We start from the raw sequence: 14,196 nt of genomic DNA on the forward strand, positions 1-14,196 counted from the left end.
AAATGAGGTGGAACTAGATGCAGGTGGAATTGAATTGGATTACAAGCAGAGCGAGACTTTCTGGAGACAATATCGCTGTTATAGATGGAGAAACCAATCAGGTTTATACGTATGAGCAGTTAGACTATCGTTCGAACAGTCTGGCCTATTCCCTGCAAAATATGGGAGTGAAAAAAGGAGATCGATTGGCTATTCTTTCTCCCAATGATGTGTCTTATTTAGATCTATTGTTTGCTTGTATCAAACTTAATGCGATTTTTGTCCCTTTAAATTGGCGATTGGCAAAAGAAGAAATAGAGTGGATTCTAAATGATTCAGAACCCGCCTGCGTATTTTGCCATTCAGATTATACATTGATGATTTCGGATTTCGCGAGATTTTCAGTTATCACTCTACATACAGAACAATATAAATCGATGGTAAGCGGGAATCGACATCCTGTTTTATTTGAGGAACAACATGAGCGGGATGCTTTAGCGATGATTTATACCGGAGGAACAACAGGTAAGCCTAAAGGTGTTATTCTTTCCCATCAATCGATTCTTTGGAATGCGATGAATACGATCATAAGCTGGAATTTGACGAAGGATGATACAACGTTAACCGTGCTGCCGATGTTTCATACAGGGGGACTGAACGCCTTAACAATCCCCATTCTTTTAATGGGAGGCAAGGTGGTGCTAGCTCAATTATTTACTCCTGAAAAAGCAACGAGATTATTAGAGCAGCACCAATGTACAATTGTATTATTTGTACCAACGATGTATCAGTCGTTCATTAATTCGCACGTTTTTACCGAGCATTCCTATCCATCTATGAAGCTATTTCTTTCAGGAGGTGCTCCTTGTCCAGCAGAAATTTATGATGCGTTCAAAGAAAAGGGCATTCTTTTTAAAGAAGGATATGGGTTAACAGAAGCAGGTCCTAATAATTTTTATATTGATCCTGAAATGGCTTATGAAAAAAGGGGATCTGTTGGAAAGCCGATGCTGTTTAATGACGCCAAAATTATAAATGATGAAGGGAAAGAAGCAAAAGCCAACGAAATTGGAGAACTATGGGTAAAAGGAAAACACGGTTTTGAATTATATTGGAACAACCTCGAAGCAACCGTTGAAACAAAAAACGACGGCTGGATTGCTACAGGGGATTTAGCAAAAAAAGATGAGGAAGGCTATTACTATATAGTTGGCAGAAAGAAAGACCTCATTATTACCGGTGGAGAAAATGTGTATCCATTAGAAGTAGAACAATGTTTACTTAAACACCCATCGATATTGGAAGCAGCTGTCGTTGGTATTCCAGATATGTACTGGGGTGAAAAAGTAACCGGATTTCTTGTGGTAAAAGATGGATCCTGCTTAGACGATAAGGAGATAACCGATTTTTGTGCGCAATATTTAGGAAAATATAAGATTCCAAAAACCTATCATATTGTAGCAGAGCTGCCGAAAACCCATGTAGGAAAAATCGATAAAAAAAGACTAAAAGAAATGGGAATTCATAAGGTTCGTGAATAACAAAAAGACAAAGTGTAAGCTAATCAGAGCCTGGCACTTTGTCTTTTTGTTTTTGGAAAAAGAGAGGTTCCCAGTAAAAGGTTGGCCAGAAATAAGAAAATTAATAATAAAACAGTGATTTTGAAGGAAAGCCAAATCGCAATCGGAGAAGCTGCAGTTGCACCTGTCAGTAAAATGAAAGAATAAATCGATAATGCTTTGGCCCGATCCTTTCCGGCAATCGATCCAATGATAGTGATCATGGTTGGTACGAGAATAGAAACGGACGAAACCAATAAGATTGAAACGATTGCCAATATGTGAAAAGATGGATCAAAAATCAAAAGGGTTAAGCTTGTGATTCCTAGAAAAAGACCGAGATACAGGGTTTTCATATCTCCCCACTTATCAAGGATTTTTCCCGTAAAAAAAGAAAGAATCGCTCCAAATAATCCAGTTACCCGAAGCATAAATAATTCGTTTGGGTTGTCACTATAAAAATGATTCAATCCATCATAGAAAGCAATAAACGAAAACAGTAGAGTAAAAACGATTCCATAGCATTTCAGCAATGATTTATTTTGAACAATGCGCCTATACGTTTTTAGCAGCTCTCCCCGATTGCAGGCTTCTTTAATTTTTGGCAAACTAACGAATGTCATGACGAATAATGCTGCATAGGAAATCGCAAAGAAATAATAGGTATCCCGCCAGTGAGAAATATCCGCAAAAACCTGGCTAATTACCTGACCTAAAATGCCTGCCACTAAAAACCCTGTATTAATCAGAGAGATGACAAGAGTTCGATATCTTGCAGGAAAGGCTTCAAAGCAATACGTAAAGGTAACAGGAGCAAAAGTCGCCAGTGAAAATCCCTGTATGGCTCTGAACAGATAGAGACTCTCAATAGTAGGAGACAACCCGACTAAAAGAGTCGTGATGGCGGAAGTCAGGAGTCCGAAAATAATGATTATTCTTCTTCCAAAGGCATCCGATATGGCTCCGAAGGTTAAAAGACCAAAAGAGTAGAATAAGGTAAAAAGGGTACTGCCAAATACAACTTGCTGTGTTTTTACATCGAGACTTTCCGATACATGCGGATAAATCGGAATAAGGGTGTAGATATTGCAAGCCACAAATACACCACACATCACTAATACCACACCGGTAAAAAATAATATTTTCCTGGATTCAACCATGATGATCACCACCAATAAGTATTGGATAGCTATACGCCTCTGGGTCCGAGTTAGTAGGTTCTGAGTTCGGTTATCAGGGTCCCGAGTTCGGTTATCAGGGTTCCGAGTTCGGTTATCAGGGTTCCGAGTTCGGTTATCAGGGTTCCGAGTACGGTTACCAGGGTTCCGAGTACGGTTATCAGGGTTCCGAGTTCGGTTACCAGGGTTCCGAGTTCGGTTACCAGGGTTCCGAGTTCGGTTATCAGGGTTCCGAGTTCAATTATCGGGGTTCCGAGTTCGGTTACCAGGGTTCTGAGTTCGGTTATCAGGGTTCCGAGTTCGGTTACCAGGGTTCCGAGTTCGGTTATCAGGGTTCCGAGTTCGGTTACCAGGGTTCCGAGTTCGGTTATCCGACTTCTGAGTTCGGTTATCTGTCCCTGACTTCGGTTATCTGTCCCTGAGTTCCGTTATTTTGCCAAGATGTTTCAGGAATCCGCCATTTGTTTGGATAACCGGACCTTAAGTTAGCGAAATTTGCCCTCTGAGTTCCGATAAACGAGCTCTGAGTTCCTAAATCAGCACTCCGGATTCCGAAAACTGGTCCCTGAGTTCCGATAATCGAGCCCAGAGTTCAGAAATCCTCCCTCTAGTTTTCCGATAGCAGCTATATAAGTCCTGATACCCAGTTCCTCAGTTCAATAGCCTTTAAGATAAAAATATGATTCATCTGCAAGTTAGGAAGATTGTTTCCTAAAAGTGGTCATGCTCATTTCATAGAATGCAAGCGGAAAGTAAGGTAAAATAAGGATAGAATTAATGGATAACGGACTGTTTTTGAGAAAGGAAGAGGATGAGTTTGTCAGTAACGTTTTTATTAGGGCGTTCGGGTTCAGGAAAAACAGAGAGAATGCTAGAAGAAATCATAGCAGATCTAAAGGAACAGCCACTCGGTCCGCCGATTTTAATTATCGTACCGGATCAAATGACCTTTCAAATTGAATACGAATTAGCGAAGCGTCTCCCGGCAAACGGAATGATCCGTGCACAAGTCTATAGCTTTTCAAGACTTGCCTGGCGGGTTCTTCAGGAAACAGGGGGATTAACCAGGCTTCCGATCGACTCTACAGGAATCAGTATGCTCATCAGAAAAATACTGAATGAAAGAAAAAATGAGCTTCGTTTATTTCAATCTCAGGGTGATAAAATCGGCTTTATTGAAAAGCTTGGCGAATTGTTAACAGAATTAAAACGTTATTGTGTCCAGCCAGAAGAATTACAGCAGCTGCATAGCGAGTTAGAACAGGAAATTGGGAGATCGACTCTTTCTGATAAACTCAATGATTTGCCGCTTGTTCTGCAAGCTTTTCAAGAGAGAATTGAAGGGAAATATATTGATCAAGAAGACAGTCTTCGTTTACTGGCAGAACAAATGTCTTTTTCGAGTTTACTGAATGGTGCAAAGGTATATGTGGATGGATTTTATAGCTTTACGCCTCAGGAATATGAGGTTATTGCAAGCTTAATGAACGGTTCCGTACATATCCATTTTCTGTTAACTCTCGATCGGCCTTATCGGAATGAACTGCCTAATGAGCTGGAAATATTCAGAATGTCTGGAGAAACATATGCAACTCTATATCAAATCGCAAGAGATGCGGGTATTCATTGTGAAGATGAGATTCTTGAGAATCAATACCGGGCTCATGTTTCACTGAACCATTTAGAAGGAGAACTGGTGAGTATGCCTCCGGTTCCTTTTTTAGAGGATGCGGCAATTACAATGGCAGAGGCTGCGAATCGCCGTGCAGAAGTGGAAGGAATGGCTCAATCGATTCACAAATTAGTCAGAGAGGAAAATTATCGTTTTCGTGACATTGCGATATTAGTTCGCAATGGATCCACTTATGATGAACTGTTTGATACGATTTTCAAACAGTATGATATTCCATATTTTAAGGATCAAAAGAGGAAAATGATACATCACCCAGTGATTGAATTGATTCGCTCTGTACTTGAAGTCATTCAGCAGAATTGGCGCTATGAGCCGATTTTTAGGGCGGTTAAAACGGAATTATTGTATCCGCGTGAGGCAGATGCATCCATCTTCCGTTCAGATGCAGACCTTCTTGAAAATTACTGTCTGGCTTATGGTATTAAAGGAAAGCAGTGGACAAGCAAGGAACGTTGGAAATACAGACGATACAAAGGGCTTGAATGGACTGACCTGCCTCAGACCGATGAGGAAAAAAGAATGGAAACGAAAATTAATGAGCTTCGGATTATTGTCTCGGCTCCTATAAACCGCTTTGCTAACCGACTAAAACGTGCTAGTAATGTAAAAGAGCAAGTAGAGGCTCTTTATTTATTCTTAGAAGAATTAGAGATTCCTGCTAAACTGGAAAAATGGATCCATGAAGCAGAGGAAAAAGGAAACCTCGAACAAGCGAGAGAACATGATCAGGTGTGGGATGCTGTGATCCGTTTATTGGATCAGGCTGTTGAATTACTGGGGGATGAGGAGCTTTCCCTCAAGCAATTTTCAGAAATCATAGAATCAGGCTTTAATGCTCTTACCTATTCAATAGTTCCGCAATCTCTTGATCAGGTCGTGATTGCCAATATGGATCAGTCAAGAATCCACCATGGGAAAGCTGCTTTTATTATTGGACTTAATGATGGTGTGCTCCCGCAAAAGCAATCAGACGATGGAATCATTGCCGATGAAGAGCGGATTCTCATGAAAAACGCGGGGATTCCTCTAGCGCCAAGCAGTGAAATTCGTTTGTTAGATGAAGATTTTATTGCCTATAAAGCTTTTACAACTCCGATGGAAAAGCTATTTGTGAGCTATCCGATTGCCGATGAAGAGGGGAAAAGCTTGCTGGCCTCTCCTTGGATAAAACGATTAAAAGAGCTGTTCCCTAAAACCGAACGACTTACCTGGGGCTTAGAGCCTTCTGAGTCATCAGAAAAGCAATTTGCGCTTAACCCGGATGTAGCTTTATCACATTTAACCAGCCAATTGCAGCTTTACAAAAAAGGTTATCCGATTTCTGATTTTTGGTGGGATGTTTATAACGTATTGATGGATATTCCATCACTTAAAACTACAACCGAGAAAGTACTCGCTAGTTTATTCTTTGAAAATAAAGCAAAGGACCTAAGCAAAAAAATTACGAAAGAGCTTTATGGGAATGAGATTCAGGCAAGTGTCTCAAGAATGGAAAAGTTCAATTCGTGCCCATTCTCACACTTTATTTCACATGGTTTGCGTCTTGAACCAAGACTTATTTATAAATTAGATGCGCCCAATATAGGAGAGCTTTTTCATGGGGCTTTAAAACTGTTAGCAGACCATTTGGAAGCGAGTCAACGGTCCTGGGCGTCTTTATCGAAGCAGGATTGTGAAAAGTTATCCAAAGATGTGGTAGAAGCTTTAGCTCCAAAGCTGCAAAATCAGATACTGCTCAGTTCAAACCGGCATCATTATATACGTCATAAATTAGAGCAGGTGATTGCAAAAACATCGTACGCCTTAAGCAAACAGGCACAAGCAAGTAAGTTTGTACCTGCCGGATTGGAACTTGGATTCGGAAAAAATGGAACACTCCCTCCGCTTACGTTCTCATTAGATGATGGTACGAAGATGGAGCTGGTTGGGCGAATTGACCGGGTCGATACGGCTACCTATAATAGCGGGACATATATCCGGGTGGTAGATTATAAATCCAGCAAAAAAGAACTCCAGCTAAGTGATATTTACTATGGTTTATCTCTGCAAATGATGACTTATTTAGATTTGGCTGTGACGTATTCAAAGGACTGGCTCGGTACAAAAGCAGATCCCGCTGGAGTACTTTACTTCCATATCCATAATCCATTCCTACAGACTAATGTGCCGCTTGAGGAAGAACAAATTGAATCCGAGCTATTAAAACAATACAAAATGTTAGGTCTTTTATTATCAGACCCTGACATTGTGAAACTGATGGATCAAAGCCTTGAGAGCGGAACTTCATCGATCGTTTCAGCAGGTTTGAAAAAGGATGGAAGTTTTAATGCTCACTCAAAAATTGCTGCCAAAGAAGAATTTGATGTCTTAAGAAAATATGTGAGAAAGACATTTAAAAAAGCAGGTAACCAAATGGTAGCGGGCCGAGTCGACATTGCTCCATATAAGTTAAGGAACCAGACCCCTTGCACGTTTTGTTCCTATAAATCTATTTGCCAATTTGATAGCGGCTTACCAGAAAATTCGTATCGCCATCTGCAGCATGCTAAATCAGAAACAGCAATTGACCTGATCAGAAGGGAGGTTGAGGTAAATGAATAAACCAAGATGGACTGAGAATCAGGAGAAAGCAATCTTTGCATCTGGGAAAGATATTCTGGTTGCAGCAGCAGCTGGATCAGGAAAAACCGCAGTCCTGGTAGAAAGAATTATTCAAAAGCTGATGGACGAAGAACATGGATACAATGTTGATGAATTATTAGTAGTAACTTTTACGAATGCCTCTGCAGCTGAGATGAGACACCGGATTGGAAATGCCCTTGAAGCTGCGATAAAAGAGAATCCTCATTCTCTTCATTTGCGCAAGCAATTAACCCTGTTAAATAGGGCGTCTATATCTACTCTGCACTCATTCTGCTTGGATGTCGTCCGAAAATATTATTATCTTGTTGACTTAGACCCCAATTTTAGGATAGCTGACTCAAGTGAACTGGCTCTCATTCAGGATGAAGTGATGGATGAATTGCTAGAAGACAGTTATGCGATGGAGGATTCGGAGGAATTTTATCAGCTTGTCGATGTCTTTGCCGATGATCGTTCTGACCTGCCGCTGCAGGTGATTATTCGAAATTTGTATGAGTTTTCTAGGGCCAACCCAAACCCAAACGAATGGTTTAAAAAGTTAATTGAACTGTACGATATACAACCAGATACAGGAATCAATGATCTCAGCTTTACAAAAACCATTATGGAATCTATCTTGATGGAACTTAATGCAGCTAAATCGATGTTAGAGCAGGCGATTGAATTAGCTGCTCTTCCAGGCGGTCCTCAACCCAAAATTCAAACATATGAACAAGATATAGCCTTTGTTCAGATGCTGCGAGAGGCTGCTGAAATTGGATGGGATACTTTATATCAAACAATTCAAGCTCAAGGGTTTTTGAAGGCAGTGTCGGTTAAAAAAGCAGACTATGATGAAGAATTGTTAAAGCAAACAGATACGCTGCGAAAGAAAGCGAAGGAACTGGTTGAAAAGATTAAAGAGCAATTTTTTTCAAGAAAACCAGATTCTTATCTGAATGATATAAGGTCGATGAAACCTATTGTTGAGGGAGTCGTGCGGTTAGTTCAACGATATCACAAGAAATTTCAGGCAGTGAAAATGGAAAAATCCCTGATTGATTTTGGCGATTTAGAACATTTTTGCCTGTCAATCTTAATGGAGGAAAATAAGCCCTCTAAAATTGCGAAAGCCTTTCAGGAACGATTCAAAGAAATCCTTGTCGACGAGTATCAGGACACCAACCTTGTTCAAGAAACGATTATCCAGCTGATCAAAAAAGGTTCAGAACAAAACGGGAACTTATTCATGGTAGGGGATGTCAAACAATCGATTTATAAGTTCCGATTAGCAGAACCGCAGCTCTTTATTGAGAAATATCGCTCGTTTTGGCCAGACGTAAAAGCTCCAAGCGGTTTAAGAATAGACTTGGCACAGAATTTCAGAAGCCGGGATGAAGTACTTCATGGAACTAACTTTATTTTTAAGCAAACAATGGGGGAAAAAGTAGGAGATATAGAATATACAGAGGATGCCGAGCTTAAAGTCAATGATCTCTATCCTCCTTCTCCATTTCCTATATCGGTTATTCTAATAGAAAAAGATGGTCAGAATGACGATCTGGAGGAAAACCAAGAAGAGGATCTTGAAAAATCACAGCTCGAAGCGAGATTTATAGCAAAAGAGATTCGTGCCTTAATCGATAGCGGAGAAGAAGTATACGATCCGAAAATAGGCTCATATCGACAGCTCCAGTTCAGAGATATTGTGATTTTACTGCGTTCGATGCCATGGGCACAGACTATTATGGACGAATGTAAAGAATTAGGGATACCGGTATATGCGGATCTGTCCGACGGTTATTTTGAAGCAACTGAAGTTGCTATTATGCTGTCACTCTTAAAAATTATTGATAACCCGCAGCAAGATATCCCGCTGGCTGCTGTATTACGGTCACCTATAGTTGGAATGGATGAGGAAGAATTAGCGCTAGTACGGATCGCACATAAAAAGGGGAGTTATTTTGAAGCATTTACTTCCTTCATAAACGATGAGGTTCCTGAACATAGTGCAGCTAAGAAAAAAGGAATGGACTTCCTTAATTATCTCGAAAACTGGAGAGTACTGGCAAGAAGAGGAACTTTATCAGAGCTAATTTGGCAAATCTATCAAGATACAAAGTTTTTAGAATATGTCGGCGGACTTCCAGGCGGAAAGCAAAGACAAGCCAATCTTCGCGCTCTTTACGATCGGGCAAGGGTCTACGAAACAACCTCCTTTAGAGGACTGTTCCGCTTTCTTCGTTTTGTTGAGAGATTGCAAGAACGCGGCGAGGACCTGGGGACAGCCCGTTCGATTGGGGAACAGGATGATGTTGTCCGATTAATGACGATTCACCGTTCAAAGGGATTAGAATTCCCTTATGTCTTTATTGCAGGATTAAATAAAAATTTCAATATGAAAGATGTGCAGTCATCAACCCTTTTAGATAAGGAGCTTGGCATAGCCATGAAATATGTTGATCCGATAAAACGGCTCACTTATCCATCTTTGCCGCAATTAGCGTTTGCCCGTAAAAAACGCCTAGAATCGCTATCAGAAGAAATGAGAATTTTGTATGTAGCCTTAACGCGGGCCAAGGAAAAATTGTATCTGTTAGGGACAATTTCTGAGCTTGGAAAATCTGTTGAAAAATGGAGTTTATCCGGGGACAAACCTGGCTGGCTTTTACCTGACTTTGTCCGGTCTAAGGCTTCTTCCTATTTAGACTGGATTGGTCCTGCTCTTTTAAGATCTAAAGATATTCAGGAAGTACTTAGCGAAATGGGTTTATCATCTCCTTATAAGCCGCTTGAACATCCGTCACGCTTTGAACTTTCTATTATTTCAGCTCCTTTACTAATGAGCAATGACTCAAGTGAGAAGCAAAGACAAAATGGGCTTGAGGCAGTCCGAAATGGAGAGCCCGTTGGAGAGATTGGAGATAAAACAGAGGCACTTCTAAAGCAAATGACATGGGAGTACTCATATCAATCGGTAACCAGCATGCGCTCAAAAATGTCTGTTTCTGAGTTGAAAAGACAGCGGGAATGGGTTAATCGAGAAGAGATGCTCCCTACCTTGCGTCGTACCTCTTTGTTTGACCGGCCAAGCTTTTTACAAGAAAAAAGGCTTACTCCAACTGAACGGGGGACGGCGATGCACCTAGTCATGCAGCATGTTCCGTTACAGCAGGAAGTTACTTTGGAAAGTATTCATGCTTTATTAAATCGTATGATAACGATTCAGTTGCTTACAGAAGAACAAGCAAAATGCATTGATCCGGAGCAAATCCTGAATTTTTTTGAATCCAACGTCGGAGCGAGAATGCTAAAGGCTCCTGCTGTATACCGAGAGCTTCCATTTAGCTTTGTTTTACCGGTAGAAGATCAACTGGATGAAAAAATTCTGATCCAAGGGATCATTGACTGCTTATTTGAAGATGAACAGGGATTGGTACTAATCGATTTTAAATCCGATACAATCACAGGGAAGTACCCGAATGGATTTGAACAGGCAAAACCTGAGTTGATAGAACGATATAAAACCCAAATTGAATTATATAAAAAAGCGGTAGAAAAAATTGTGGTCAAGCCTCTCCAAGAAGCATGTCTATATTTCTTTGACGGAGGTCATCAAATTTCATTTATTAACGAAATGAATAATAGCAAGACCTAAAAATAATTGGCAAAATGAAAGGCCGATAGAGAATATTTCTCTCTGTCGGCCATATTTATGAGTTTTTATATTCAGCTAGTGGGGAAAGCGGCCAGTGTTATGCATTTCCGGTGATAGGCTGATCAATCGCATTTAAATCGATGTAGTTGCTCGCACTTAGGAAATTATTGTTAATGATAAACGGACCAGTATTATGGGCACCTGACCCGGAAATCGTTTTGTGACTGCTCTTAGGAGAAACATAAAAGGTATCACCAAACTGTACCTCGCCACCGCTTACCGAAAAGATTTGAATAGGACCTACTATGGCAGGCATAACCAACATCCTCTTCTCTTTATAGTCTCTTTATTCTATGGGATTTACCCATTAATCGTTCTCCTTTGGCTTTAATTGGCGAATATGTTTAACCCTCGATTCCATGTAGGCTTTCCCAATATTTCCAACCTTCACTATAGAAGATGTGGATGTTGCTGTAATATCAACTTTATTAACAAAAATATTAGGGTTATATTGATAAAAATTGGCTCTGACATTCCCTTTAGGCGGTAATGGAATTCGTTCGGAAAAAATAGAGATTTCTGGCCCATCGACTGGTCCCTCATAACCAAAAAAGATTTCCTCTTCTCTTTGAACTGCAAATACATCAGCTCGTGAACAAATCGTATTGGTATCCCCTAAACGGACTAAGGAACTAAAGCTGACCGTATTGAATAATAAACGATTGACGTGTGATATTCTCTTCCACATGTTGATCAGCCTTCTGGTGTAAGAGGTACAAAAGGTCCGATGATCAATGCTTCTGGCGGAGTATCAAAAGTAGCAGCGAGCTGAATCGTTTCAGAATCGCCAATCTGCACTAAAGAAGCACTCGTGACTCCAACTATATGAATTGAGCCAACTGATAATTCTCGATTTAATACATTAAACTCCATTATGAGGATTCTCTCCTTTTGGATCAGATTGAAAACGTGTCAGGAATGAGTAGATTCCCTGTTGTATTTCACCTCTGATACGGGCAGAAACCATTTCCGCAACTTGCTCCGCTGACTCCTGTTGAATTACTTGCGGCGGTAGCTGCCCGATATGATATCGGATTCTTGTTTTTAATTGATTCTTGATATCTTGGCTAATCAATTCTAGGTAAGACTCATTTGGCTGGATTCCAAGCTGATCTTTTGTATCCGAAATAATCTGCGGGACAGATTCGTCGAGATACTGATTCATTTTCTCTTCTATTAAATCATGAATCACCACATTTTTTGGATCGTAGACTGGTGAGGGAACAGGATGCTGTCCAGTCGAAAGATCTCCTATATTTTGCAAATCCTGTGGCGATATTCCTACATTCAATGTACCCTCTAGTGTCTCAATTTTTAATTGGTCAAACTTATATTCAATTCGATCGATTTTTAAAGGAGGCTGTGACCGAAGCTCTGTCACGATTTTTTTTAGTTCATCAATTTCTTTTTCCAACTGTTGAATTTTTTTATGGTGTCTCTCCATGAGTTGTTGGTATGAATCCGCATAGGAATAAGGTTGGTACATGTAATCCCGCCTTTCTTTTAAAACTATACAGTTGGGGCTCCTAATGGAACGAGTGAAGGTTCAACACCTGGAGCCTCGCCGGTCTGTGTGACAGGACCTACAACTCCATCAGCTTCAGGTGCCGGCAGTACATATCCGCCAGTATTATAAAGATAGGCATTTGCAGAAATCGAGCCAGAGCTGCCAATCTGTAAAACAGATGAGTTGGTTACACTGCCAACTCGCAGTGTATGGATATAAATAGATTGCTGAATATAAAAATTCATACGATCACCTTTTATTCATGAAATACAAAAGAATAATTTTCTATAATGTAAACGCAATTGGCATATCAATTCCTTCTTGATCATACGCGTTTGTATTGCTGTAGTGATTCACAACGTATAATCCGTCACCGGTATTAAAGGATCCTGCTCCAGCAAACGTTTTGGTTACAGAATGAGGTGAAATTGAGAAGACATCCCCAATATGAAAAACAGAACTGCTGCCGATGCTATTAACTTGAACGATTCCAACAACTGCAGGCATTCTCGGAACCTCACTTCCTAAAACTTAGGCTTTGATATTAATGTATGAGAAACAATGGGAGATGTGATACAATCGCCTATTTTTCAATTGGGGCAGAAAACCGATATAATGGACATAATTGGAAGCGGAAGGTGGAGCATGAAAGTGAATGGAGAAACTGCAAATAAGGAAAGAATCGTTGGGATTGATGCAGCACGTGGTATTTCTCTCTTAGGAATCTTATTAATCAACATGATGTCTTTTCATTCTCCTTATGTTTGGGTTATCAATCCCTATTCATACTGGGAGGGTGAAATCAATCAATCCCTTTTCCTTTTTTTAGAAGTTTTTGTGGCAGCCAGTTTTTATCCGTTATTTGCCTTTTTATTTGGCTTTGGAGTCATTAAAATGATTGAAAAATCGAAACGGATGGACCTGAATCCGCGACACACTCTCCTCAGGAGATTTATATTTTTATTAGGTATAGGTATAGTCCATGCTTTTTTGATTTGGACGGGGGATATTTTAATAACCTATGCGGTCACAGGATTTTTCCTCCTCTTCTTTTTGAAAAGCTCAGTTAAGACAATGATAACCACTGGTACTTTGCTTTTGTTTATACCAAACCTTCTCCTCTTCTTCTTTTTTTGGGGGGTCTCAGGATTAATTCCAATCGATGAGGCAGAAAGCTCAGGAACAGATTTAGATCAAATTAGTCACATTTATATGGAAGGAAGTTTTTCTGAGATAACAAATCTGAGGATGGAAGAATGGATGTATCTCAATCTAAATGGGATTGGGTTGCTATTGATCATTCTTGTCTCCATTTTACCAATGGTTTTATTAGGGGCAGGGTTTGCAAAGGGGAATTGGGCAGTAACCCAATCTTCCGGTTATTTTCTTAAGATGGGAATCGTACTGTTCGCAGTTGGAATCGGTTTAAAAATGATTCCTCTACTCTATCACTTTCGATACGAATTTATTTTTCTGCAAGATTCAATCGGAGGGCCAATCCTCGCAGCGGCTTACTTATTTCTTTGCTTAAGCCTGGTTAAGACAGATAAGATAGGAAAAATCGTGACAGCCATTTCAAGGGCAGGGCGCATGTCCATTACCCTCTATTTGTCTCAATCTATTATTTGTACCTTGATTTTTTACGGCTATGGCCTTGGGCAGTATGGAAAAGTAGAACTTTGGGAAGGGACATTATTGGCTTTAGGGCTCTATCTTTTGCAAGTAGCCTGCAGCTATCTATGGTTTAACTATTATCGAATGGGGCCCGTTGAGTGGGTATGGCGCTGGTATACTTATCAAGAAAAGCCAAAATTAAAATAAGAAGCAAAGTTACAGGCCATGTAACGGAATATTTTTTTTATATTCTGAAATAAAAATTTAATAGTTTGACGTTTCCACCGATATAGATAATGGGTATATATAGTGTTTTTTTAAATAGT

11 protein-coding genes are annotated in these 14,196 nt (G+C 40.1%); 4 read left to right on the plus strand and 7 right to left on the minus strand.

Annotation, left to right across the window (positions count from 1 at the left end; genetic code table 11):
* The first annotated feature begins 17 nt into the window (after positions 1–17).
* Entirely contained in the window at positions 18–1,520 is a 1,503-nt protein-coding gene (locus CRO56_RS09415; protein ID WP_097158353.1) for a class I adenylate-forming enzyme family protein, read from the plus strand.
* Between the two features lie 23 nt (positions 1,521–1,543).
* Here the strand turns inward: CRO56_RS09415 and CRO56_RS09420 are convergent, their stop codons facing one another.
* Entirely contained in the window at positions 1,544–2,698 is a 1,155-nt protein-coding gene (locus tag CRO56_RS09420; protein ID WP_097158354.1) for an MFS transporter, read from the minus strand.
* An 829-nt stretch (positions 2,699–3,527) separates the two neighbouring features.
* Here CRO56_RS09420 and addB point away from each other — a divergent pair.
* Both addB and addA read left to right on the plus strand, forming a co-directional pair.
* A complete protein-coding gene (gene addB / locus CRO56_RS09425; RefSeq protein ID WP_245855735.1) occupies positions 3,528–7,010 on the plus strand; it encodes a helicase-exonuclease AddAB subunit AddB in 3,483 nt (1,160 codons plus the stop codon).
* Entirely contained in the window at positions 7,003–10,689 is a 3,687-nt protein-coding gene (gene addA / locus CRO56_RS09430) for a helicase-exonuclease AddAB subunit AddA (protein ID WP_097158356.1), read from the plus strand. The genes addB and addA overlap by 8 nt, the downstream gene beginning before the upstream one ends.
* A 97-nt stretch (positions 10,690–10,786) precedes the next feature.
* Here addA and CRO56_RS09435 read toward each other — a convergent pair whose 3' ends face one another.
* The 6 genes from CRO56_RS09435 to CRO56_RS09460 are packed head-to-tail and all read right to left on the minus strand — an operon-like array spanning position 10,787 to position 12,763.
* Positions 10,787–11,005 carry a spore germination protein gene (locus CRO56_RS09435; protein ID WP_097158357.1) on the minus strand — a complete coding sequence of 73 codons (219 nt, stop codon included), beginning with the start codon at positions 11,003–11,005 and terminating at the stop codon, positions 10,787–10,789.
* A gap of 51 nt (positions 11,006–11,056) precedes the next feature.
* The gene (locus tag CRO56_RS09440) at positions 11,057–11,437 is read right to left on the minus strand and encodes a spore germination protein GerPE (RefSeq protein WP_097158358.1); all 381 of its coding nucleotides are present in this window, start codon (positions 11,435–11,437) and stop codon (positions 11,057–11,059) included.
* Positions 11,438–11,442: 5 nt separating this feature from the next.
* Positions 11,443–11,622 (minus strand): spore gernimation protein GerPD, encoded by a 180-nt coding sequence (locus CRO56_RS09445; protein WP_097158359.1) that lies wholly within the window; start codon positions 11,620–11,622, stop codon positions 11,443–11,445.
* Complete coding sequence (gene gerPC / locus CRO56_RS09450) at positions 11,612–12,235, minus strand: spore germination protein GerPC (RefSeq protein WP_097158360.1); 624 nt, start codon at positions 12,233–12,235, stop codon at positions 11,612–11,614. Before gerPC ends, CRO56_RS09445 begins: the two co-directional genes overlap by 11 nt.
* A 23-nt stretch (positions 12,236–12,258) precedes the next feature.
* Positions 12,259–12,501, minus strand: a complete 243-nt coding sequence (locus tag CRO56_RS09455; protein WP_097158361.1) for a spore germination protein GerPB — start codon at positions 12,499–12,501, stop codon at positions 12,259–12,261.
* Between the two features lie 40 nt (positions 12,502–12,541).
* On the minus strand, positions 12,542–12,763 hold the full coding sequence (locus CRO56_RS09460) for a spore germination protein (protein WP_097158362.1): 222 nt from the start codon (positions 12,761–12,763) through the stop codon (positions 12,542–12,544).
* 144 nt (positions 12,764–12,907) lie between these two features.
* Between CRO56_RS09460 and CRO56_RS09465 the strand changes: the two genes are divergently transcribed.
* A complete protein-coding gene (locus tag CRO56_RS09465; RefSeq protein WP_179714232.1) occupies positions 12,908–14,077 on the plus strand; it encodes a DUF418 domain-containing protein in 1,170 nt (389 codons plus the stop codon).
* Positions 14,078–14,196: the final 119 nt, after the last annotated feature.

This window comes from Bacillus oleivorans (assembly GCF_900207585.1).
GTDB lineage: Bacteria > Bacillota > Bacilli > Bacillales > JC228 > Bacillus_BF > Bacillus_BF oleivorans.